Source organism: Belnapia mucosa, from assembly GCF_016775475.1.
In the GTDB taxonomy this organism is placed as follows: Bacteria; Pseudomonadota; Alphaproteobacteria; order Acetobacterales; family Acetobacteraceae; genus Belnapia; species Belnapia mucosa.
In genome coordinates, this window is sequence record NZ_JAEUXJ010000015.1 from 19,927 (window position 1) to 41,019 (window position 21,093).

24 protein-coding genes are annotated in these 21,093 nt (G+C 71.1%); 12 read left to right on the top strand and 12 right to left on the bottom strand.

Annotation, left to right across the window (positions count from 1 at the left end):
* Positions 1 to 39 precede the first annotated feature (39 nt).
* Both JMJ55_RS24265 and JMJ55_RS24270 read left to right on the top strand, forming a co-directional pair.
* On the top strand, positions 40 to 1,074 hold the full coding sequence (locus tag JMJ55_RS24265) for a chemotaxis protein CheB (protein WP_202828199.1): 1,035 nt from the start codon (positions 40 to 42) through the stop codon (positions 1,072 to 1,074).
* Complete coding sequence (locus JMJ55_RS24270) at positions 1,067 to 2,053, top strand: chemotaxis protein CheB (protein ID WP_202828200.1); 987 nt, start codon at positions 1,067 to 1,069, stop codon at positions 2,051 to 2,053. The genes JMJ55_RS24265 and JMJ55_RS24270 overlap by 8 nt, the downstream gene beginning before the upstream one ends.
* Here the strand turns inward: JMJ55_RS24270 and JMJ55_RS24275 are convergent.
* Entirely contained in the window at positions 2,050 to 4,314 is a 2,265-nt protein-coding gene (locus tag JMJ55_RS24275; RefSeq protein ID WP_202828201.1) for a CheR family methyltransferase, read from the bottom strand. The two genes, JMJ55_RS24270 and JMJ55_RS24275, sit on opposite strands and share 4 nt — an antisense overlap.
* A gap of 87 nt (positions 4,315 to 4,401) precedes the next feature.
* Here JMJ55_RS24275 and JMJ55_RS24280 point away from each other — a divergent pair, with 87 nt between their 5' ends.
* The 4 genes from JMJ55_RS24280 to JMJ55_RS24295 all read left to right on the top strand — a co-directional run bounded on the left by JMJ55_RS24280 (position 4,402) and on the right by JMJ55_RS24295 (position 8,072).
* A complete protein-coding gene (locus tag JMJ55_RS24280) occupies positions 4,402 to 5,109 on the top strand; it encodes a Crp/Fnr family transcriptional regulator (RefSeq protein ID WP_202828202.1) in 708 nt (235 codons plus the stop codon).
* A gap of 242 nt (positions 5,110 to 5,351) precedes the next feature.
* On the top strand, positions 5,352 to 6,101 hold the full coding sequence (locus JMJ55_RS24285; protein WP_236034007.1) for a Crp/Fnr family transcriptional regulator: 750 nt from the start codon (positions 5,352 to 5,354) through the stop codon (positions 6,099 to 6,101).
* 55 nt (positions 6,102 to 6,156) lie between these two features.
* On the top strand, positions 6,157 to 7,056 hold the full coding sequence (locus tag JMJ55_RS24290) for an LLM class F420-dependent oxidoreductase (protein ID WP_202828204.1): 900 nt from the start codon (positions 6,157 to 6,159) through the stop codon (positions 7,054 to 7,056).
* A 53-nt stretch (positions 7,057 to 7,109) separates the two neighbouring features.
* On the top strand, positions 7,110 to 8,072 hold the full coding sequence (locus JMJ55_RS24295) for a tripartite tricarboxylate transporter substrate binding protein (RefSeq protein WP_202828205.1): 963 nt from the start codon (positions 7,110 to 7,112) through the stop codon (positions 8,070 to 8,072).
* A gap of 4 nt (positions 8,073 to 8,076) precedes the next feature.
* On the opposite strand, the gene JMJ55_RS24300 is transcribed toward JMJ55_RS24295, so the two are convergent.
* From JMJ55_RS24300 to JMJ55_RS24310, 3 genes are read right to left on the bottom strand one after another with little or no spacing between them, the layout of a single operon-like run.
* A complete protein-coding gene (locus JMJ55_RS24300; protein WP_202828206.1) occupies positions 8,077 to 8,520 on the bottom strand; it encodes a response regulator in 444 nt (147 codons plus the stop codon).
* Positions 8,521 to 8,578: 58 nt separating this feature from the next.
* Entirely contained in the window at positions 8,579 to 9,979 is a 1,401-nt protein-coding gene (locus JMJ55_RS24305; protein WP_202828207.1) for an ATP-binding protein, read from the bottom strand.
* 3 nt (positions 9,980 to 9,982) lie between these two features.
* The gene (locus tag JMJ55_RS24310; RefSeq protein WP_202828208.1) at positions 9,983 to 11,128 is read right to left on the bottom strand and encodes a penicillin-binding protein activator; all 1,146 of its coding nucleotides are present in this window, start codon (positions 11,126 to 11,128) and stop codon (positions 9,983 to 9,985) included.
* Here JMJ55_RS24310 and rsmI point away from each other — a divergent pair.
* Positions 11,116 to 12,009, top strand: a complete 894-nt coding sequence (rsmI, locus tag JMJ55_RS24315) for a 16S rRNA (cytidine(1402)-2'-O)-methyltransferase (RefSeq protein WP_202828209.1) — start codon at positions 11,116 to 11,118, stop codon at positions 12,007 to 12,009. The two genes, JMJ55_RS24310 and rsmI, sit on opposite strands and share 13 nt — an antisense overlap.
* Here the strand turns inward: rsmI and hemW are convergent.
* Positions 12,006 to 13,157: a radical SAM family heme chaperone HemW gene (gene hemW / locus JMJ55_RS24320; RefSeq protein ID WP_202828210.1), complete on the bottom strand. Its 1,152-nt coding sequence runs from the start codon at positions 13,155 to 13,157 to the stop codon at positions 12,006 to 12,008. The genes rsmI and hemW overlap by 4 nt on opposite strands.
* A gap of 65 nt (positions 13,158 to 13,222) precedes the next feature.
* On the opposite strand from hemW, the gene JMJ55_RS24325 reads away from it, so the two are divergent.
* The 3 genes from JMJ55_RS24325 to JMJ55_RS24335 are packed head-to-tail and all read left to right on the top strand — an operon-like array spanning position 13,223 to position 14,960.
* Positions 13,223 to 13,630: an MAPEG family protein gene (locus tag JMJ55_RS24325; protein WP_202828211.1), complete on the top strand. Its 408-nt coding sequence runs from the start codon at positions 13,223 to 13,225 to the stop codon at positions 13,628 to 13,630.
* A 30-nt stretch (positions 13,631 to 13,660) separates the two neighbouring features.
* On the top strand, positions 13,661 to 14,038 hold the full coding sequence (locus JMJ55_RS24330; protein WP_202828212.1) for a rhodanese-like domain-containing protein: 378 nt from the start codon (positions 13,661 to 13,663) through the stop codon (positions 14,036 to 14,038).
* A 4-nt stretch (positions 14,039 to 14,042) separates the two neighbouring features.
* Complete coding sequence (locus JMJ55_RS24335; RefSeq protein WP_202828213.1) at positions 14,043 to 14,960, top strand: 3-hydroxyacyl-CoA dehydrogenase NAD-binding domain-containing protein; 918 nt, start codon at positions 14,043 to 14,045, stop codon at positions 14,958 to 14,960.
* Here JMJ55_RS24335 and JMJ55_RS24340 read toward each other — a convergent pair.
* The 5 genes from JMJ55_RS24340 to JMJ55_RS24360 form a co-directional block, all read right to left on the bottom strand.
* Positions 14,944 to 15,099, bottom strand: coding sequence for a DUF3309 domain-containing protein (locus tag JMJ55_RS24340; protein WP_202828214.1), 156 nt, complete (start codon positions 15,097 to 15,099; stop codon positions 14,944 to 14,946). The genes JMJ55_RS24335 and JMJ55_RS24340 overlap by 17 nt on opposite strands.
* Before the next feature lie 71 nt (positions 15,100 to 15,170).
* Positions 15,171 to 16,490, bottom strand: coding sequence for a TRAP transporter large permease (locus JMJ55_RS24345; RefSeq protein ID WP_202828215.1), 1,320 nt, complete (start codon positions 16,488 to 16,490; stop codon positions 15,171 to 15,173).
* On the bottom strand, positions 16,490 to 16,999 hold the full coding sequence (locus tag JMJ55_RS24350; RefSeq protein ID WP_202828216.1) for a TRAP transporter small permease: 510 nt from the start codon (positions 16,997 to 16,999) through the stop codon (positions 16,490 to 16,492). The genes JMJ55_RS24345 and JMJ55_RS24350 overlap by 1 nt, the downstream gene beginning before the upstream one ends.
* A gap of 59 nt (positions 17,000 to 17,058) precedes the next feature.
* Complete coding sequence (locus tag JMJ55_RS24355) at positions 17,059 to 18,051, bottom strand: TRAP transporter substrate-binding protein (protein ID WP_202828217.1); 993 nt, start codon at positions 18,049 to 18,051, stop codon at positions 17,059 to 17,061.
* Between the two features lie 90 nt (positions 18,052 to 18,141).
* Entirely contained in the window at positions 18,142 to 18,807 is a 666-nt protein-coding gene (locus JMJ55_RS24360; protein ID WP_202828218.1) for a dienelactone hydrolase family protein, read from the bottom strand.
* A 44-nt stretch (positions 18,808 to 18,851) separates the two neighbouring features.
* Between JMJ55_RS24360 and JMJ55_RS24365 the strand changes: the two genes are divergently transcribed.
* Both JMJ55_RS24365 and JMJ55_RS24370 read left to right on the top strand, forming a co-directional pair.
* On the top strand, positions 18,852 to 19,034 hold the full coding sequence (locus JMJ55_RS24365) for a DUF4169 family protein (protein WP_202828219.1): 183 nt from the start codon (positions 18,852 to 18,854) through the stop codon (positions 19,032 to 19,034).
* Positions 19,035 to 19,099: 65 nt separating this feature from the next.
* Positions 19,100 to 19,534 carry a hypothetical protein gene (locus JMJ55_RS24370; RefSeq protein WP_202828220.1) on the top strand — a complete coding sequence of 145 codons (435 nt, stop codon included), beginning with the start codon at positions 19,100 to 19,102 and terminating at the stop codon, positions 19,532 to 19,534.
* Positions 19,535 to 19,543: 9 nt separating this feature from the next.
* On the opposite strand, the gene JMJ55_RS24375 is transcribed toward JMJ55_RS24370, so the two are convergent.
* On the bottom strand, positions 19,544 to 19,987 hold the full coding sequence (locus JMJ55_RS24375; protein ID WP_202828221.1) for an MgtC/SapB family protein: 444 nt from the start codon (positions 19,985 to 19,987) through the stop codon (positions 19,544 to 19,546).
* A gap of 11 nt (positions 19,988 to 19,998) precedes the next feature.
* On the bottom strand, positions 19,999 to 21,093 hold the full coding sequence (gene ychF, locus JMJ55_RS24380) for a redox-regulated ATPase YchF (RefSeq protein WP_202828222.1): 1,095 nt from the start codon (positions 21,091 to 21,093) through the stop codon (positions 19,999 to 20,001).

A 21,093-nucleotide genomic window follows, 5' to 3' on the forward strand; every position in this document is an offset into this window, starting at 1 on the left:
GTGATGCCTGGGAACGCCGCACCGCGGCCGGAGGCTCGCTTGGACAGGCAGCACCATGACGTCATCCTGGTCGGCGCCTCGGCCGGCGGGGTGGATGCGCTGATGCGTCTTTGCAGTGGCTTGCCACGGGATCTGCCGGCCGCCGTGCTGGTGGTGCTGCACATGCCACCCGCCGGGCCGAGCCTGCTGCCCCAGCTGCTGAACCGCGCCGGGCCGCTGCCCGCCGCGGCGGCGGAGGAAGGGGAGCCGATCCGCCACGGGCGGATCTATGTGGCACGGCCGGACCTCCATCTCCTCGTGGACCGGGACGGGTCGCGGCTGCTGCTGCGGCACGGGCCGCAGGAGAACCGATCCCGCCCGGCGATCGACCCCCTGTTCCGCTCCGCCGCGCTGGCCTTCGGGCCGCGGGCGATCGGGGTGGTGCTCAGCGGGCTGCTGGATGACGGCACCGCCGGGCTGGTGGCGATCAAGGCCTGCGGCGGGCTCAGCGTGGTGCAGGACCCGGAGGATGCCGCCTGGCCGGACATGCCGCTGAACGCGCTGCGCGGCGATTCGCCGGATCATAGTGCAACCCTCGCCGACCTCCCGGCGCTGCTGGACCGGCTGGCGCGCAGCCCGGCCGGGCCGCCCCGCGCCGGGCTGCCGCAGCTCTCAGCCGAGGTCAGCATCGCGGAACAGGAGGAGGCGGTGTCGGACCCGGCCTTGCAGGCGCCTCTCGGCACACCGAGCCGGATCTCCTGCCCGCAATGCGGCGGGGTGCTGAACGAGATTGAGGAAGGCCGGCTGCCGCGGTTCCGCTGCCAGATCGGCCATGCCTATGGCCCGGAATCCCTGCTGGCCAGCCAGGCCGAGGCGCTGGAGGCGGCGCTGGGGGTGGCGATCCGGACCCATAACGAAAGGCGGCTGCTCTTCCGGCGGATGGAAGCGGCGGCGCTGGGCCGCAAGCTGCCACATGCCGCGGCGCGCTGGGCGCGGGCGGCGGAGGAAGCGGCACGGGCGGCGAGGCTGATCACCCGTGCGGCGGAGGCGATACGGCGCCTGCCCGGCGAGGAGCCGAAGCCAGGCGATGGCTGATACGGAAGGCCGGGACATCATCGTGATCGGCGCCTCGGCCGGTGGGACGGAGGCGTTGCAGCGATTGTTGGGTGCCCTGCCGGCCGACCTGCCGGCCAGCCTCTTCGTCACCGTCCATATCGGGGCGCGGCGCAGCATGTTGGACAGGGTGCTGGCCAAGGCCGGGCCACTGCCCGTCGCATGGGCCGAGGATGGCGCGCCGATCCGGCCGGGCGAGGTGCGGCTGGCCCCGCCCGACCATCACCTGCTGCTGGAGCCGGGGCGGATGCGGCTGTTCCGTGGGCCGCGCGAGAACATGACCCGGCCGGCGGTGGATCCGCTGTTCCGCTCGGCGGCGCGCAGCTTCGGGGGGCGGGTCGTGGCGGTGGTGCTCAGCGGCAACCTGGCCGATGGCACGGCCGGCATGGCCGAGGTGAAGCGGCATGGCGGGATCGGCATCGTGCAGGATCCGGCGGAGGCCGAGTTCCGCGGCATGCCCGAAAGCGCGCTGCGCCATACCAAGGTGGATCATAGCCTGCCCGTCCTCGGCATCGCCGCATTGTTGCGGCAGCTGGCCGGGCCGGGCGGAAGCGAAAGCAAGGAGGAGCCAGTGAGCGGAGGCTATCAACTGGGGCCGCCCGTTGCCCTGACCTGCCCGACCTGCGGCGGTTCGCTGCGTGAGGAGAGGCAGGACAGCCTGCCCTATTTCAGCTGCCATATCGGGCACCGCTTCGCGGCCGCCGATATGGACGAGGCACAGTTCCAGCAGATGGAGGGCGCGCTGGAGGTGGCGCTGCGGGCGTTGAACGAACGGACCGCGCTCTGCGAGCGGCTGGCGGAATCGGCGCGGCTGCGCGGCGCGCAACACTCGGTCGAGCGCTGGGAGGCGGCGGAGCGGGAGGCGCGATCCCGGGCCGAGACCCTGCGGCACTTCATCGAGCGGGGCTGGCAGCGGCCCGACCCGGATGAGCGGTCGGCGCCGGATGAGGAGCCGGCTTAGTCCGCCGCCGACTCCAGCCGCCGCCGGTCGCTGATGTCATGCACCATGGCGACCAGGATGGGCGGGTGTTCGCGGGCGAAATGCTGCAGGCAGATCTCGGCCGGGTATTCGCGGCCGTCGCGGGCGCGCATCACCGTCTCGAACACCACCTCGGCCTGCTCGCCGGCGATCAGCGGCTGGATCAGCGCCTTGAGCGCTTCGGGCGAGACGCCGCGCATCAGGTCGGTGATCGGGACCTGGCGGAGCTGGGTGATGGAATAGCCGAGCTTCTCCTCGGCGCCGCGGTTGATCAGCAGGAAGCGCAGCGTGTCGGGATCGAGGAAATACACGCTGTTGAGCGACTGGCCGATGATCCGGCCGAGATAGCGGGTGTATTCCTGCTCCCGCGCGGTCTCGGTGACGTCCTCGACGATCAGCACCACGCCGCGCGGCGGCCGCGCCTCGTACAGCAGGGGCGAGAGGCGGATGCGGGAGGTGAGCTGGCGGCCGCGGCGGTCCACCGCATCGAGGGTGAGGCTGGCCAGCGGCGTCTCCCCGGCCAGCACCCGCAGGAGGTCCGGGCGCAGCCGCCCGACCCGCAGGCCGATATCGAGGTCGAGGAAGTCGCGGCCCAGCACCTCCTCGGCGCGCAGCCCCCAGGCATTCTCGCTGGCCCGGTTCCAGGACCGGATGCACAGGTCGTGGTCGAGCACGACGATGCCGGCATCGATGCTGCGCAGGATGGATTCCGAGTAGCGGCGGTATTCGCCGGTCTCCTCGGCCTGCACCCGCATCTCCTCGTTCGCCGTCTCCAGCTCCTCGTTGGCGGAGCGGAGCTCCTCGTTCATCGTCTCCAGTTCCTCGTTGGTGGACTGGAGCTCCTCGTTGGTAGTTTCCAGCTCCTCGTTGGTGGACTGGAGTTCCTCGTTGGTCGTCTCCAGCTCCTCGTTGGCGCTCTGCAATTCCTCGATCGTGGTCTCGAGGCTTTCCTGCGCCGCCTCCAGCTCCTGCTGGAGGGTGAAGAGGCGGGTGGTGTCGGTGAAGCCGAGCAGGACGGCATAGCGCTGGCCGTCGCGCTCATGCAGCGGCGTCACCTCGATGGTCAGGCGGATCGGCTCGGTCGGCGGGCGATGGTATTCCTGATGCTCGATGCGGATGGGGCGGCCGAGCCGCGCCGCCTCCTCGATGCGGCTGCGCAGCTCGGCAGGGCGGTAGGAGATGGGCAGGTCGTGGAAGGGCCGGCCCAGATCGGCCTCCCCCACCTCCAGCATGCGGCGCGCGGCGGCGTTGATGAAGACCAGCAGGCCTTCGGGATCGACCGCGAGATAGGCGGTCGTCGAGGCATCGGCGACGGTCTCCAGCAGGCGGAGCTGGAGCGGCAGCATGCGCGGGTTGCGGCCACCGCTCGACTGGCCGGCGAGGGTCAGGCTGCCGCCCTGGTTGCGGCGCCATTCCTGCGGCACCTTGCGGAAGATGCGGTGCTTCAGATCCACCGCCTTGAACAGGCGGGACCGGGCCAGCTGCGTCTCGGCCTTGCCGAGGAACATGATCCCATCATCTGCCAGACCGTAGTGCAGGCGCGGCAGGACCTGGGCTTGCGTCTCGGATTCCAGGTAGATCAGCAGGTTGCGGCAGACCAGCAGGTCGATGCGGCTGATCGGCGCATCATGGACGATGTTGTGGCGGCCGAAGATGACGCATTTCCGCAGCTCCCGCTCCACGACGTAGTGGTTGGTCGTGCGCTCGAAATAGCGGGCGAGCAGGTCGGGCGGGACGCCCTCGACATCGCGCGGCGTATAGGTGGCCTGGCGGGCGATGCGCAGCGCATCCTCATCGAGGTCGGTGGCGTAGATCTTCACCCGGCGGCTGAACTCCTCCAGCCCCAGCGCCTCGGCGAAGAGCATGGCGAGGCTGTAGGGCTCCTCGCCGCTGGCGCAGCCGGCGCTCCAGATGCGGATCGGGACGGCGGGATCGCCCGCGCCGCGGAGGAGCAGGCTCGGAATCGCCTCGGCCCGCAGCGCCTCCCAGGCCTCGGCATCACGGAAGAAGGAGGTGACGTTGATCAGCACGGTGTCGAGGAGTTCGATGAATTCCTGCGGATGCACTTCCAGGAAACCGTGATAGGCGGCGAAGCTCTCGGCCGAGACCTGTTCCATCCGGCGCAGCACGCGGCGCCGCAGGCTGGTGCGCTTGTAGCCCCGGAAATCGACGCCACGGCTTTCCTGGATATAGCGGATGAGCGCTTCGAATTCGGGCTCGGACGGCTCGATGCCGGTTGTCATGGGACATCCTGGGGGTGAGGCATCACGGATAGCAGGTATTCGCCGGGACGGTGAGCGGGGCCGTGGAAGGCGGTGTAGGCTGCGCCGATGCCGATCCCGGTCCCGTCGCGCCGCCTTCCCGCCCGCAACCGGGTGCTGGCCGCGCTGACGCCGGGCGAGCGGATGCTGCTGACAGGGCTGGCCGAGCCGCTGGCCATGGTGCCGGGGATGGAACTGGCGCGCCCGGGCGAGCCGATCGGGCATCTGGTCTTCCCCGAGGCGGGCGCGGTCTCCTTCTTCCTCGACCTGCCGGACGGGGCGGCGGAGGTCGGGCTGGTGGGGAATGAGGGGGTGGTGGGCCTGCCGGCGCTGTTCGGCATGCCGCTGCCGCCCTTCCGGGCCGTGGTGCAGGTGGCGGGCGCTGCGCTCTGCGTGCCGGTGCCGCCGCTCGCCCTATTGGCGGAGAACAGCCGCAACCTGCGGCAGGTGTTGCGGCGGCAGGCGATGGCGGCGCTGCTGCAGGCCTCCATCGCCGGCGCCTGCGCCACGGCGCATCCGGTGGATGCGCGGCTGGCCCGCCGGCTGCTGGCGCTGGAGGACCGGCTCGGCCCCGGCTTCGCGCTCACCCAGGAAAGGCTGGCGGGCATGCTGGGGGCACGGCGGCCGACGGTGAATGCCGCGCTCGGGCGGCTGCGGGCCGCGGGGATGGTGCGACAGACGCGCGGGCGGATCGCGGTGGCGGACCGGGCGGGGCTGGAGGCCGCATCCTGTCCCTGCCACGCCCTGGAACAGGATGCCCTGGCCCAGCTTCGCTAGTCTGTGTCAGCCCGGCTGACAGATGCCACATTCAAATACCTAACCTGGAATGAAATAACGTCATCGTTGGGTGTCGGCCCATCGCGGGATTGGCTTCTCATGGGTTTGAGAGCCAGCGCGACGACCTCGGTTCGGAGGCGCTGCCGAGCGGAAGCGGAGGCACGATGCTCCAGGAACGATATGGCATGATATGGCAGCAGACGGCTGCGGCACCTCCCCCTCCTACGATCCATAACGCAATCTTGGCCACGCTGCCGGCCGCGGAACTGGCGCGGCTCCAGGCGCAATTGGAGCCGGTGACGTTCGCCCGGCACCAAGTGCTGACGCCGCGGGAGCGGCCGATCGACCAGGTGCTCTTCCTCGAAAGAGGCTATGCGACGCGCATCGCCCTCATGGAGGATGGCGACGGCGTCGAGATCGGGCTGGTGGGACGCGAGGGCATGGTCGGGCTGGCCCCGGCCCTCGGCGCCGAGACCGAGATCTTCGAGGTGGTGGCGCAGATGCCCGGCCATGCGCTGCGGCTGCCGCTCGCCGCCTTCCAGGAGGCGATGGCGCAGCTGCCCGCCTTCCACGGCGTCGTCTCGCGCTATGTGCTCGGGCATTTCGAGCAGGTGGCGCAGACCGCGGTCTGCAACAGCCGCCACCAGGTGGACCAGCGCCTGGCGCGCTGGCTGCTGATGGCGCTGGACCGGGCCGAGGGCGACAGCGTGCCGGTGACGCATGAGGCCCTGGCGATAATGCTCGGGGTACGGCGGGCCAGCATCTCGGTCGCGGCCTCGGCGCTGCAGCGGGCGGGCTGCATCCACTACGAGCGGGGGCGGATCACCGTCACCGACCGGCCGGGGCTCGAGGCGGCCGCCTGCGAATGCTACGCCGCCTTCCGTCGCGGCAATGAGCGGCTGACGCGGCCATCGCTCACCTGCCATCCGGCGATGTCCGGCCGGCCGCCTTCGCCTGAGCAGGCCGGCGCCGCTGCCGTCAACATGGCCTGACCGCCGCGGCGAATCGGCGCTTAATCTCCCCCTGAGGATCTTGGGGGAGGATGCGATGAGGCTCGGGGTGATGCTGCCGCTGGCGGATATCGGCGGCGAGCCGGGGGTGGTGCGGGACTTCGCACTGGCCGCCGAGGCGATGGGCTACACCAATCTCGGCCTGGCCGACCATGTGCTCGGGGTGAATGTCGCCAGCCGGCCGGGCTGGGGCGACCGCAACACCTCGGAGGATCTGTTCCACGACCCGTTCCTGGCCTTCGCCTATCTCGCCGGGCTGTGCCGCGAGACCACGGAATTCTCCACCCAGGTCCTGATCCTGCCGCAGCGCCAGACGGTGCTGGTGGCGAAGCAGGCGGCGAGCCTCGACCGGCTCTGCGGCGGCCGGTTCCGGCTGGGGGTGGGCGTCGGCTGGAACCCGGTGGAATTCACCGGCCTCAACGAGAATTTCGCCAATCGCGGCCGGCGCAGCGCCGAGCAGGTGGCGGTCATGCAGGCGCTCTGGGCCGAGCCGCATGTGACCTTCGAGGGCAAGTGGCACCGGATCGAGGATGCCGGGATCAATCCCCGCCCGGCCGCGGGCCGCATCCCGGTCTGGTTCGGCGGGCATGTGGAGCAGACGCTGGAGCGGATCGCGACCCTCGGTGATGGCTGGATCATGAATGCCTATCCGCCGGGGGCGGAGGTGGAAGGCGAGCTCGCCAAGCTGCGCCGGCTGACCGAGGCGGCGGGGCGCGATCCCGGCGCGGTGGGGCTGGAGGTCTGGGTCTCGGCCGGCGCGGGGGCGGAGGCGGAGTGGCGGCGGGAGGCGGAATACTGGAAGGCGCAGGGCGCGACGCATCTGACGCTGACCACCAGCTACGGCCGGCGCCACCACACCCGCATCGCCGGGCGCGGCGTCGGGGACCATCTGGCGGTGCTGCGGCGCTACCAGGCGGCGGTGGCGGATCTGGTGTGATCGCCAGCCAGCGCCCGGCGCGGTAGAAAGGCGAAAACGGGAGGAAAACCAGGATGACGCCCTTCGCTCGCCGCGCGGTGCTGGCCGCGCCCGCCTTGCTGCTCGCCCCGCGCGCCCGCGCCCAGGGCGCTGCTTTCCCGAACCGGCCGGTGCGGATGATCGTGCCCTATACGCCCGGCGGCGTCTCCGACATCACCGCGCGGCTGATGTCCGACCCGCTCGCCGCCGCCTGGGGGCAGCCGGTGCCGGTGGAGAACCGGGCCGGCGCCGATGGGGTGATCGGGACGGAGATGGTGGCGCGGGCCGCGCCGGACGGGCATGTGCTCGGCCTGGTCTCGGTCGGGCATCCGGTGAATGCGGCCTATTACAAGCTGCCCTACGACACGATGCGGGATTTCAGCTTCGTCACCCAGACCACCTCGACGCCGCTGGTGCTCTGCGCCGGGCGGGGCTTCGGGCCGACCACCCCGGCGGAGCTGGTGGCGCATGCGAAGCGCAATCCCGGCGTCACCTTCGCCGGCACCGGCGGGGTGGTGCGGCTGGCGCCGGTGCTGTTCGGCCAGCTGACGGGGATCGAGCTGACCTATGTGCCCTATCGCGGCAGCACGGGGGCGCATCCCGACCTGATCGCCGGCCGCGTCGACATCATGTTCGACACCGTGCCGGCGGCGCTGACCCATATCCAGTCCGGCGCGCTGAAGGCGCTGGCGACGACGGGGGCGAAGCGGGCGCCGCAGCTGCCGGAGGTGCCGACGCTGGCCGAGGCGCTGCTGCCGGGCTTCGAGGCTTCGACCTGGGGGATGGTGATCGCCCCGGCCGGGCTGCCGGCGCCGGTGCTGCAGAAGCTCAATGCCGATTGCGTCGCCGCCCTGCGCCGGCCGGAGGTGATGGAGCGGCATACGACTCTCGGCGCCGAGGTCGTCACCTCCTCGCCCGAGGCGATTCGCGCCTTCTGCGCGGCGGAGCTGGCGAAATGGGGCGAGGCGGCGCGGCGGGCGGGGATCGAGCCGCAGTAGCGGCTCAGCTCTGCATCGCCATCCCCGGGCCACCGCCCCCCAGACTCCGGTCCCCGGCCAGGCGCAGCAGCAGCAGCAGCAGGTCATGCGGCTTGAAGGGCTTGTGCAGGGTGGGCCGGCGCACATGCTCGCCCTGGCCATCGGTATCGCCATAGCCGGTCATGAAGAAGAAGGGCACGCCGTGCCGGTGCAGCGCATCGGCGACCGGCAGCGCACTGGCCCCGCCGAGATTCATGTCGAGCGCGCAGGCATCGATGCCGCCATCGGCCAGGCTCCGCTCGATCAGGTCCAGCGCCCTGTCCACGCTGCCGACAGGGCCGATCACGGTGGCGCCTGCCTCCTCGAGAGCATCCTCGAGCAGCATGGCGAGCAGCACCTCATCCTCGACAACCAGCACGCGGCAGGCACCGAGCTGGACCGACGGCTCATCCGGCAGGAGTCTCAACATGGCTACGCTCCTCGGCTCCGGGGGGAAGCAAGCAAGAGGTCGCGGATCTGTCAGTACGCTATGACACCACCCCTGTCTGAGCAACGTAAGGTAGCCACACCCGAAACAAAGCTCCGTTACCCGGCTCGCTCTCGATCAGCAGCAGGCCGCGATGCCGGTTGACGATGTGCTTGACGATGGCGAGGCCGAGCCCGGTGCCGCCGGCGCTGCGTGAACGGCCGCGATCCACGCGGTAGAAGCGCTCGGTCAGGCGCGGGATATGCTCGGGCGGGATGCCGGGCCCGTCATCCTGCACCGCGACCAGCACGCCGGGGCGGGTGGGCAGCCGGGGCCCGCCCTCGACCCGCGTGACCGAGAGCCGGATCGCCCCGCCCTCCCGCCCATGGCGGACCGCATTCTCCAGCAGGTTCCGCAGCACCTGGGCCAACTGCTCGCTATCCGCCGGCGCGGCCACCACCCCTGGCTCGATCGTGGCCTCGAGGCTGGCGCGCCGGGCGCGGAACAGCGGCTCCAGCGCATCCGCCTCGGCGCGCGCGATGGCGGCGAGGTCGGCCTGGCCGGTCGGCGGCTGGTGCTCGGTCAGCTCGATTCGGGAGAGGCCGAGCAGGTCGTCGATCAGCCGCCGCATCCGCTCCGACTGCTCGGCCATGATGCCGAGGAAGCGGGTCCGCGCCGCGGGATCGTCCTCGGCGGGGCCGCGCAGGGTCTCGATGAAGCCCATCAGGCTGGCGAGCGGCGTGCGCAGCTCATGGCTGGCATTGGCGACGAAATCGGCCCGCATCCGCTCCACCGCCCGCTCGCGCGACCGGTCCGAGAGGACGATGACGATGCGGCCGCCATCCGCCAGCGCCGGGTCCATCGGGATGACCTGGGCCGCGATCTCCCGCATCACCGGCACGGGCAGCACCAGATCGGCGGTCTGCGGCCGGCGCTCGGCGAGTGCCCGGTCCACCGCGGCGGCAAGGGTCGGGTGGCGCAGCAGGGCGGCGGTGTCGCCCTCGCGCGGGGCGGCGCCGAACAGGGCCCGGGCGGCGGCATTGGCGCGCAGCGGGCGGCGTTCGGGCGAGAGGACCAGGAGCGGGTCGGGCAGGCGCTCGACGATCGCCTCATCGGCGCGGCGGAGGCGGCCGACCAGCTCGTCCCGGGCGGCGAGGCTGCGGGCCAGCCGGGCGACGCCCTCGGCGATCTCGTCCACCGCCGGCAGCAGCGGGGTATAGCCGGGCGGGACCAGCTCGCCATCCGCCGCGGCGGCGCGGCGCAGCGCCTCGGCCAGCCGGGCCAGGTTGCCGATCCAGAGGCTGGCGACCAGCACGGCCGAAAGGGCGGTCGCCAGCAGGGCCAGCAGGCCGGGCCCCCAGTCCAGCGCCCCCTCGAACATCAGCACGAGGAGGATGAGGCAGGGCACCGCCCCGATCAGCCCGGCGGCACCCAGCACCCGACCGGGCGGCAGGCGCGGCATGGCCTAGCTGCCGGGGACCGGTGCCGGCTCCACCAGCCGGGGCTCACCCGAGCCATCGAGGGCGAAGAGGGCAAGGCCGTGCTGGGCCAGACCCTCCGGCGCCAGGCGGATCGGGCCATCGGCGCCGAGCATCGCCTCCCCCACCGGGGCCATGCCGGAGCGGGCGGCGCGGCTGGCCAGCGCCGCGGCGTCATAGGCGACGCCGGCAAGGCGCGGCGGCCGGTCGCCGAAGGCGGCCTGGTAGCGCTGGTCGAAGCCGGCGCGCGTCGCGGGATCGGGGCCGGGGAACCAAGCGCCGGCCAGCGCCGGCTCGGTCGCCACCGCCGGATCATTGGCCCAGAGGGTGGTGCCGAGCAGCCGCGGCTTGGACGGCAGGGCGGTGGCAAGGGCATTGGCCGCAAGGCGGGCGCGGTCGCCGCCGAGGCCGAGCAGCACGGCATCCAACCCTTCCGGCCCCGCCTGGGCGGCCAGCGCATTGGCGGCGGCGCCGCTGTCGCCGAGCCGGGGCTGGAGCTGGATGATCGGCGCCGGCAGGCCGAGCGCCGAGACCCGGCCGCGGAGCGCGGCGGCGAGGCGGCGGCCGAATTCGTCATCGGTGGCCAGCAGCCCGATGCGGCGGGCGCCGGCATTGGCGGCGGCGGTCACCACCCGCTCCGCCTGCTCGCCCGGGGTCGAGCCGATCACCCAGACGCCGCCGCCGGCCTGGGCGGCATCGGTGGTGAAGGCCATCATCGGCGCGCGGGCGGCGCGGGCCGGGCCGGCAGCGGCCGCGGTCTCGGTCAGCGTCAGCGGCCCGGCGAGTGCCCGGGCCCCCTCGCCCAGCGCCGATTGCGCGGCCTGGGCGGCGCCGCCGGGCGTGCTGCCGGTGTCGCGCGGGACGAATTCGATGGCGGGATCCGCCTGGTCGAACAGCGCGAGCTGCGCGGCGTTCAGCATCGCCTGGCCGAGCGGGCGGTTGGTGCCCGAGAGCGGCAGCAGCAGCCCGACGCGGGTGCGGGGCACTTCCGGCAGCGGTGCCTGGTAGCTCGGCACCTGATAGGGCAGGCCGGTATAGGCGGGCGGGGCTTGCGGCGCGCAGGCCGCCGGGGCCAGTAACAGGGCGAGCCGGAGCCAGTGGCGAAGCGGAGAATGGCGTGATGGAACCGGCAAGCGAACCTCCTGACCCTTCCCGCGACAACCCGCCGCCGGGGCTGACCCTGGTGGCGACGCCGATCGGCAATATGGGCGATCTCTCGCCCCGCGCGCTGGCCACGCTGCGCGGCGCGGATGCCGTGCTCTGCGAGGATACCAGGGTTACCGGCGCCCTGCTGATGCGGCACGGCGTCTCGGTGACCCTGCTTCCTCTGCACGAGCACAACGAGGATGACCAGACCCCACGGGTGCTTGAGAAGCTGCGGGCGGGGCAGCGGATCGCCCTGGTCTCGGATGCCGGGACACCGCTCGTCTCCGATCCCGGCTACCGGCTGGTGCGGGCGGCGATCGCGGCCGGGCTGCCGGTGGGGGCGGTGCCGGGCCCGAATGCCGCGGTGATGGCGCTGACGCTCTCGGGCCTGCCGCCACATCCCTTCCTCTTCCACGGCTTCCTGCCGCCCAAGGCCGGGGCGCGGGCCGCCGAGATCGCCCGACTGCGGGCGGCGGAGCGCGCCGGCCTCTCGGCCAGCCTGATCCTCTACGAGGCGCCGCACCGCCTGGCCGAGACGCTGGCGGCGCTGGCCGAGGGGCTGGGGGAGGACCGCCCGGCGGCGGTGGCGCGGGAGATGACCAAGCGATTCGAGGAGGTGCGCCGGGGCAGCCTCGGCATGCTGGCGGCGCATTACGCGGCGGAAGCGGCACGGGGCGAGATCGCAATCGTGATCGGCCCCGCGCCGGAGGAGCAGACCGGCGAGGCGGAGCTGGACCGGGCGCTGCGCGAGGCGCAGGCAGCCGGGATGAGCCTGCGCGATGCGGCGGCGGCGGTGGCCGCGGCGACGGGGCTGCCGCGGAAGCAGGTCTATCGGCGGGCGCTGGAGCTGGGCGGCGGCGAGGGCTAGCGGAGCAGCACCGGCAGCATCGCATCCAGCCGCATGCGCCCCTCATCGGTGGCGCGCAGCCGGCCCGTCTCCGTCCATTCCAGATAGCCCTCCTCGATGCAGGCCAGCAGCATCGCCGGGTCCACCGCCTCGGCCAGCGTCAGGCCGCTGCGGGCCGCGATGCGGGCGGGGTCGATCCCCTCGGCAAGGCGGAGGCCCATCAGCAGCGCCTCGCGGGCGCGGTCGGTGGGGACCAGCGCCTCCTCCTCCACCGTGCCATGGCCCTGGCGGGCGATGCGGGCCAGCCATTCCTCCGGCGCGCGGTGGCGGCGGGCGGCCAGCATCTCGCCGCCGAGGAGTAGGCGCTGATGCGCGCCCGGCCCGATGCCGAGATAGTCGCCATAGCGCCAATAGGCGAGGTTGTGCCGGCTCTCGGCGCCGGGCTGCGCGTAATTCGAGACCTCATAGGGGGCGAGGCCGAAGCGGCCGGCCTCCTCGACCGTCGCCCAATAGAGCCGCGCGGCCTCGTCCGGCTCGGGCAGGGCGAAGGCGCCGCGGGCATATTCGGTGGCGAAGCGCGTCCCCGGCTCGATGGTGAGCTGGTAGAGCGAGAGGTGGTCGGCGGCGAGCGCCAGGGCCCGGCGCAACTCGTCGCGCCAGGCAGCCTCGGGCTGGCCGGGCCGGGCATAGATCAGGTCGAAGGAGAGGCGGGGGAAGATGCGCCGCCCGGTTTCCAGCGCCGCCATCGCCTCCGCCGCGCTGTGCTCGCGGCCGAGGAAGCGCAGCGCCTCCCCATCCAGGGCCTGCACGCCGAGGGAGAGGCGATTGACGCCGGCGGCCCGGATCTCGGCCAGCCGCCCGGCCTCGACGCTGGTGGGGTTGGCCTCCAGCGTGATCTCGAGATCGGGCAGCGGATCGAACAGGTGGCGCGCATCCTCGATCAGCGCGGCGGCGGTCGCCGGCTCCATGAGGCTCGGCGTGCCGCCGCCGAAGAAGATGCTGGCGAGCGGGCGGCGGCCCACTCTTCCGGCCTCATGCGCCAACTCCCGCCGCAGCGCGTCCCGCCAGGTTGCCTGGTCGATCCGCTCCCGCACATGGCTGTTGAAGTCGCAATAGGGACATTTGCGCAGGCAGAACGGCCAGTGGATATAGAGGGCGAGGGGTTCCATGATGCGCCCGATATGGCGATGCGCGGGCGGCTTGTCGAACGCGCAGCCCTGGGGGACCCCGACCGATGGCACTGCCCGTCACCGCGCTCTATGCCGCCCTGCTCGGGCTGCTCTACGGGGTGCTCACCCTCCTGGTCGTGCGCGCGCGCTTCGGCTCCGGCGTCATGCTCGGCATGGGGGAGGACCGGCGGCTGCACCGTGCGGTCCGGGCGCATGCGAATTTTACCGAATTCGTGCCCCTGGCGCTGCTGCTGATCGCACTGAATGAGGGGCTCCGGGTCTCGACCTTCCTGCTGCATGGGCTGGGCATGGTGCTGGTGCTGGCCCGCGTGCTGCACGCCATCGGCATCAGCCGGGAGCCGGATATCCGCGCGGCGCGGGGCCCGGGCGCGGTGCTGACCCTGGCGGTGATCATCGTCGCCAGCCTCACCCTACTGTCGCGGGCGCTCGCGGCGCTCACCATCCTGGGCTAGCCTCCCCCCTCCAACCAGGGAGGGACGACCATGCCGACGACCGTGAAGGAAATGGTGGCGGCCGCCAATGCGGCGGTGCCGCGGATCGGTGCCGATGAGGCGCAGGCGCTGCATGCCAAGGGCGGGGCGGTCTTCATCGACCTGCGGGAGCCGGCGGAGATCGCCGCTTCGGGCAAGGTGCCGGGAGCGCTGGCCATCCCGCGCGGGCTGCTGGAATTCCGCGTCGATCCCGACAGCCCGGCGCGCGACCCGGCGCTCGGCAAGCCCGTCGTCATCACCTATTGCGCCTCGGGCGGGCGGGCGGCGCTGGCCGGCAAGCTGATGCAGGATCTCGGCTACACCGATGTCCGGAACCTCGGCGGGTTCAAGGACTGGGTCGATGGCGGCGGGACGGTCGAGAAGGGCTGAGGCCATGCGCCCGATCCGCCGCATCGCCGTCATCGGTGCCGGGACCATCGGCGCGAGCTGGGCGGCCTGGTTCCTCAGCCGTGGGCTGGAGGTGGTGGTCAGCGACCCCTCCCCCGCCGCGCCGGACCTGGTCCGGCGCATGGTGGAGACGGCCTGGCCGGTGCTCGGCGCCGTCCCCGGCGCCGATCCGGCGCGCTGGCGGTTCGAGGCCGATCCGGTCCAGGCCGTCGCCGGCTGCGACGCGGTGCAGGAGAATGCGCCAGAACGCTATGAGGTGAAGCAGCCGCTGCTGCAGGCGATCTCCGCGGCGCTGCCGGCGAATGCGCTGATCCTCTGCTCCTCCTCTGGCCTGCTGGTCAGCCGGCTGTCGGAGGGCTGCACCCATCCGGAGCGGGTGGTGATCGGCCATCCCTTCAACCCGCCGCATCTGATCCCGCTGGTCGAGGTGGTGGGCGGCACGACGGCGAGCCGGGAGGCCGTGCAGGCGGCGGTCGAATTCTACCGCGCCATCGGCAAGCACCCGATCACCCTGAACAAGGAAGTGCCGGGGCATCTGGCCAACCGGCTGCAGGCGGCGCTGTGGCGGGAGGCGGTGCATATGGTGGCGGAAGGCGTCGCCAGCGTCGCCGATGTGGATGCCGCCATTGCCCAGGGGCCGGGGCTGCGCTGGGCGCTGATGGGCCCGCATGCCACCTTCCACCTGGCTGGCGGCGAGGGCGGCTATGAGCATTTCATGCGCCACCTGATGCCCGCGGTGACGAGCTGGTGGGAAAGCCTCGGCAACCCGGTGGTGACGCCGGCCTTGCAGCAGGCGCTCATCGCCGGCGTCGCCGAGGAGACCGGCGGGCGGCCGATCGCCGAACTGGCGGCGGAGCGGGACGCCGCACTGGTCCGGCTGCTGGCGGCTAAAGCCGGCCCGTGAGGGCCATGATCAGCAGCACCACGACGATAATGCCGAGGATACCGCTGGGATAGTAGCCCCATCCACTGCTGTAGGGCCAGGTGGGCAGCACGCCCAGCAGCACCACGATCAGCACGATCAGCAGGATCGTCGAATTCATCGCATGCCTCCGCCCGGCGGGATGCCGGTGCGGAGGGCGAACGTCCCGCCCCCGCTCCGGTTGCCTTCACATCAGCGGAGGAATTCCGGCGAGATCAGGTTCGGCAGGAACAGCACGATGCCGGGGAAGATGATGATCAGCGCCAGCACCGCGAACATCGGCATCAGCATGATCATCGTGTCCTTGAGCGCATCGCCGAGGCGCATGCCGGCGACCGAACAGGCGATCATCAAGCACAGGCCGTAGGGCGGCGTCACCAGCCCGAAGGCCAGGCTGACGATGCCGATCATGGCGAAATGCACCTGGTCCATGCCGACGCCCACGGTCAGCGGCTGCAGGATGGCGCCGACGATGATGATGGCCGGGATGGCATCCAGGAAGCAGCCGACGACGAGGAAGACGAGGGCGATGAAGAAGCCGACGCCGATCGGCCCCATGCCCCAGCTCTTCACCCCCGCCAGCAGGAATTCCGGGATTTGGTAGAAGGCGAGCAGCCAGCCGAAGGCCGAGGCCGTGCCGACGCAGAAGAGCGTGATGCCCGCCAGCCGCCCGGTATCGCCGAGCGCCGCGATCAGCCCCTTCAGGTCCATCTCCCGATAGACGATCAGCGAAAGGAAGCCGGCATAGAGCACGGCGATGCAGGCGCTCTCGGTCGCGGTGAACCAGCCGAAGATCTTGCCGCCGATGATGATGAGCGGCGTCAGCAGCGCCGGGATGGAGACGAGGAAGGAGCTGAAGACCTGCGCCAGCGTGGCGCGCGGATAGGTGGGATAGCCACGCGCCTTCGCATAGGCATGGACGGTCGCCATCTGGGTCAGCGCGATCAGCGCGCCCGGGATGACGCCGGCCAGGAACAGCGCGCCGATCGAGACCGTCAGCACGCCGCCCCAGACGATCATCAGGATGGAAGGCGGGATGATGACGGCGAGCACCGCCGAGACCGCGGTGATGGCGACGGAGAAGCTGTCGTCATAGCCCTCCTTCCGCTGCGCCTCGATGAAGATCTTGGACTGGGAGGCGGCGTCCGCCGTGCTGCTGCCGGAGATGCCGGCGAAGAAGAAGGACAGCACGACATTGATCTGGGCGAGGCCGCCCGGGAAATGCCCGACCAGCGAGCGGGAGAAATTCATCAGCCGGTCGGTGATGCCGCCGATATTCATCAGGTTGGCGGTCAGCAGGAAGAAGGGGACCGCGAGCAGGATGAAGGAGTTGTAGGCGTTGAAGGTCTCCTGCGCGAGCATCATCGGGCTCAGCCGCGGCTCGATCAGCAGGATCGGCAGGCAGGCGAGGCCGAGCGCGACCGCGACGGGGACGCGCAGCACCAGCAGCAGGAAGAAGATGCCGAACAGGATCTGGGACGCGGTTCCGGCGCCGAGGACATTGCCGCCCATCACGCATCACTCCGCAGCACCGCGAGGGCGTTCAGCATCCGCTCCGCCTCGAACAGCAGCCAGACCAGGCCGGCGATGGGCCAGGCCATATGGATGACCCAGAGCGGCAGCTCCGCCAGCTCACTGATCCGGTAGAAGGCGAATTCGGTGAATTCCCATCCCCACCACAGGAAGACGAAGGCGAAGAGGAGGATGAAGCTGCCGGACAGCAGCTCGACCTTGGCCTCGCCGCGCGGGGTGAGGCGGGGGAAGACATCGACGACGAAATGCGTCCCCTCCCGCACCGCGAGCATGGCGCCGAGCATGACCGCATAGACCAGGCAGAAGCGGGCCAGCTCCTCGGTCCAGATATAGGCCGGGATCAGAGGAGTGTAGCGCGAGAGGATCTGCAGGGTGACAGGGATGATCAGCACCGCGACGCTCAGCATCAGCAGGGCGGCGATCGCCTGGCCGAGCGCGGCATTGACGCGGCGCAGCACAACCGGCGCGCCGGGTGGGGAACTCGTCATGGGATGTCCTGGCAGGGAGGAAAAGGGCGCCGCGCGGCAGGCACGGCGCCCGGCGGGCCTCAGGCGGTGAGCGCGTTGATGCGGTTGAGGATGCCCTCCGCATCGATCTCCCGCGCATAGGCGGTCATGACGGGATCGACCAGCCGCTTCATCTCGGCGCGCTGGGTGAACTCCACCCGGTGCAGCTTGCCGGCCTTTTCCAGCGCTTCGAGGATCTGGCCATCGGCGCTGGCTTCGGCCTCGCGGTGATAGGCGCTGGCCTCCTTGCCCGCCCGCTTGATCGCCGCCTGCAGGTCGTTCGGCAGCTTCGAGAGGGTCTGGACCGAGACGCAGAGCGGCCGGATGGTGATGGCGTGCTGCGTCATCGAAAGCTGCGGCGCCACCTCGAAGAAGCGCATCTGCTCGACGCCCGCCGCCTCGTTCTCGCCGCCATCGATCACGTTGTTCTGGATGGCGTTGTAGATCTCGTTATAGGCGATGACGGTCGGCGACATGCCAATGGCCGAGAAGGTGCGCGACCAGATCGGCGCGCCCTGGACCCGGACCTTGAGGCCCTTCAGCTCGGCGAGGTTCGACACCTTCTTGTTGAAGAAGATGTTGCGCACGCCGCCGCCGCCATAGCCGATCATCGCCACGCGGGCGCGCTTCTCGACCTCGTCCGCCACCGGCTTGAACAGGTCCTGGTCGAGCACCGCATTCCAATGGGCGATGTCACGGAAGATGAAGGGCGCATCGACGAAGGGCGCCGCCTTCGAAAAGGTGGACATATGCGCCGGCGAGACGATGGCGTAGTCCACCGCGCGACCCTGCGCCATATACTCGAAATACTGCTTTTCCAGGCCGAGTGACGAGTTCTTGTGCAGCACGAAATTGATCGGCTTGCCGTAATACTGCTTCACCAGCTCCTCGAAGCGGATCAGCGCCTTGGTATAGGGATGCTCGTCGCCGAACTGGGACGCGCCGTTCAGGGTGATGGCGCCCTGCGCGCGAACCGGGATGGACAGGATGGCGGGGGCAGCGAGTGCGCCCCCCAGCAGGGCCCTGCGGTACATTGATTCTCTCCCTTGGACGGTATCGCCGACGGTGTCGCCGGCTCTGCCCGGGAGGTTAACCGCAGATCATCCGGTTTGGGAACCGGCCGGTTACGCCAGATGCCGCGCGAAGAAGGCCAGCGTCCGTTCCTGTGCCTTCGCCGCGTCGGCGGGCACGTAGCTGCCGCGCTCCTCGCAGCCGAAGCCGTGGCCGGCGCCGGGATAGACGAAGACCTCCACCTTCGGCCGGGCGGCGCGCACCGCCTCGACATCGGCCATGGGGATGGAGGCATCGGTCTCGCCGAAATGCAGCTGCACGGGGCAGCGCGGCACCTCCTCCTTCGCCGCGGCGATGCCGCCGCCATACCAGCCCACACTCGCGGCAAAGGCGCTGGTGCGGGTCGCGCCATGCCAGGCGACGGTGCCGCCCCAGCAATAGCCGACGATGCCGCGCCGGGCCGCGCGCGGCAGGGCGGCGGCGGCGGCCAGGATGTCGAGCACGGTCTTCCCGGCATCGATGGTGCCGCGCAGGTCGCGGCCGCGGGCGACATCGGCGCCCTCATAGCCCAGTTCGACGCCGCGCTCGGTGCGGTCGAACAGGGCGGGGCAGACGACCGCATAGCCCGCCGCGGCGAAATCGTCGCAGACCCGGCGCATATGCCGGTTCACGCCGAAGATCTCCTGGACCACCACCAGGCCGCGCCTGGCATCGGTGGGTCCGGCCGTATAGGCCGAGAGAACATGGCCGTCGGCGGCGGTGAGTTCGATGGTCGGCATGGAAAGCCCCTCCCCTGCTGGGTTGCGGCGGCTATGCTGCGGCCATGGGCGAGATCGTCAACCTGAAGCAGGTGAAGAAACGGCAAGCCAGGGCCGCGGCAGAGGCCGAGGCGGCGGCGAACCGGGCGAAGCATGGCCGGACCGCGGCGGAAAAGGCCAATGACCGGCGGGCCGAGGCACGACGCCAGGCCGTGCTGGACGGGACGCGGCGGGAGGAGGAACGGTGACCACCCCGTCGCGCACCGGTCGCCGCAGCGCTAGGCTGCACCCCAAGCAAGATTCGGGAGCCCCCATGCGCCATATCCTTCCGGCCCTTCTTCTCCCCCTCGCCCTGGCTGCCTGCCTGAACGAGACGGCGATCCCCGATGCGACCTCATCCGGCGGTCGGACCGGCGCCGTCTCGCGCCCGCCGCCGCCGCCGCGCGTCACCACCTATGACGGCCAGTGGGTCGGCACCATCACGCTGAACCCCGACCGCACCCGGGAATGCCCGCGCCCGCCCTCGGCGGAGCGGACGATCACGGTGGAGGGCGGCCGCGCCACGCTGGCGCTGAACCCGCAGGTGCGGCAGACCCAGACCGGTCATGTGAATGCCGATGGCTCGGTGCGGATGGTGGATTCGCTCGACCGCTCCATCGCCACCACCGGGCTCTTCGCCGAGGGCACTTTCCAGGGCGAGTACCGCAACGGGCTTTGCACCTATGCCGTTCGCATGACCAAGCGCTGAGGCGGGCCGCTATTTCGGCCCTTCCTCCGGCGGCGGGGCGCGGTGCTCGATCCAGGCGGAAGCCTGGCGCAGCAGGACATGGGCGAAGAAGACCAGCGCGGTGAGGCCGAGCGCCATGCCGTATTCGCCAAGCCCCGCCGCCGTGCCGATGGCGGCGACGGCCCAGAAGGTCGCGGCGGTGGAGAGGCCACGCACCGTCATCCCATGATGCAGGATGACGCCGGCGCCGAGGAAGCCGACGCCGGAGGCGATGGCGCCGAGGGCCGGACCGGGATTGGCGCCGCTATGGGTGACCGCGATGCGGGCGAAGACGCAGGCCGCGGCGGCGACGATGGCGCTGGAGCGAAGGCCGCCCGGATGGCGCCGCCACTCCCGCTCCGCCCCGATCAGCGCGCCGAGCACGAAGGCGAGGAGGACGGCGAGGGCATTGGCGGTGAAATCCGCGGGGAGCACCGCCGCCCGGCTCAGACGTTGAAGCGGAAGAGCAGGACGTCGCCGTCCTTCACCACATATTCCTTGCCCTCGACCCGCATCTTGCCGGCTTCCTTGGCGCCCTGCTCGCCGCCCAGGGCGATGTAGTCGTCATAGGCGATGGTCTCGCAGGCGATGAAGCCGCGCTCGAAATCGCCATGGATGACGCCGGCGGCCTGGGGCGCCTTCATCCCCTTGGTGATGGTCCAGGCCCGCGTCTCCTTCGGCCCCACGGTGAAGTAGGTGAGCAGGCCGAGCAGCGCGTAGCCGGCGCGGATGACGCGGTCGAGGCCGCCTTCATGCAGGCCGAGGCTCTCGAGGAAGTCGCCGCGATCCTCCTGCGCCATCTGGCTGATCTCGGCCTCGATGGCGGCGGAGACGATCACCGCGCTGGCCCCCTGCGCGCGGGCCATGGCGAAGACCCGCTCCGAATGGGCATTGCCGGAGGCGGCCGAGGCTTCCTCGACATTGCAGACATAGAGCACCGGCTTCGTCGTCAGCAGCTGCAGCCGCTTCGCCGCCTCCTCCTCGCCCTTCGGCACCGCGGTGCGGGCCGGCTTGCCTTCCTGCAAGGCCTTCACGATGGGGTCGATCAGCGAGAGCTGCTGCGTCGCCTCCTTGTCGCCGTTGCGGGCGCGCTTCTGCAGGCCGATCTGGCGCTTCTCCAGTCCATCGAGATCGGCCAGCATCAGCTCGGTCTCGACCGTCTCCGCATCGCGGACGGGATCGACGCTGCCCTCGACATGGGTGACGTCGCCATCCTCGAAGCAGCGGAGGACGTGGACGATGGCATCCACCTCGCGGATATTCGCCAGGAACTGGTTGCCGAGGCCTTCGCCCTTGGAGGCGCCGCGGACCAGGCCGGCGATATCGACGAATTCCAGCGTCGTGGGCACGATCTTCTGGCTCTTGCCGATCTTCGCCAGGGCCTGCAGCCGTGGGTCGGGCACGCCGACGCGGCCGACATTCGGCTCGATGGTGCAGAAGGGGTAGTTCGCGGCCTGGGCGGCGGCGGTCTCGGTCAGGGCGTTGAACAGGGTCGATTTGCCGACATTGGGCAGGCCGACGATGCCGCAATTGAAACCCAT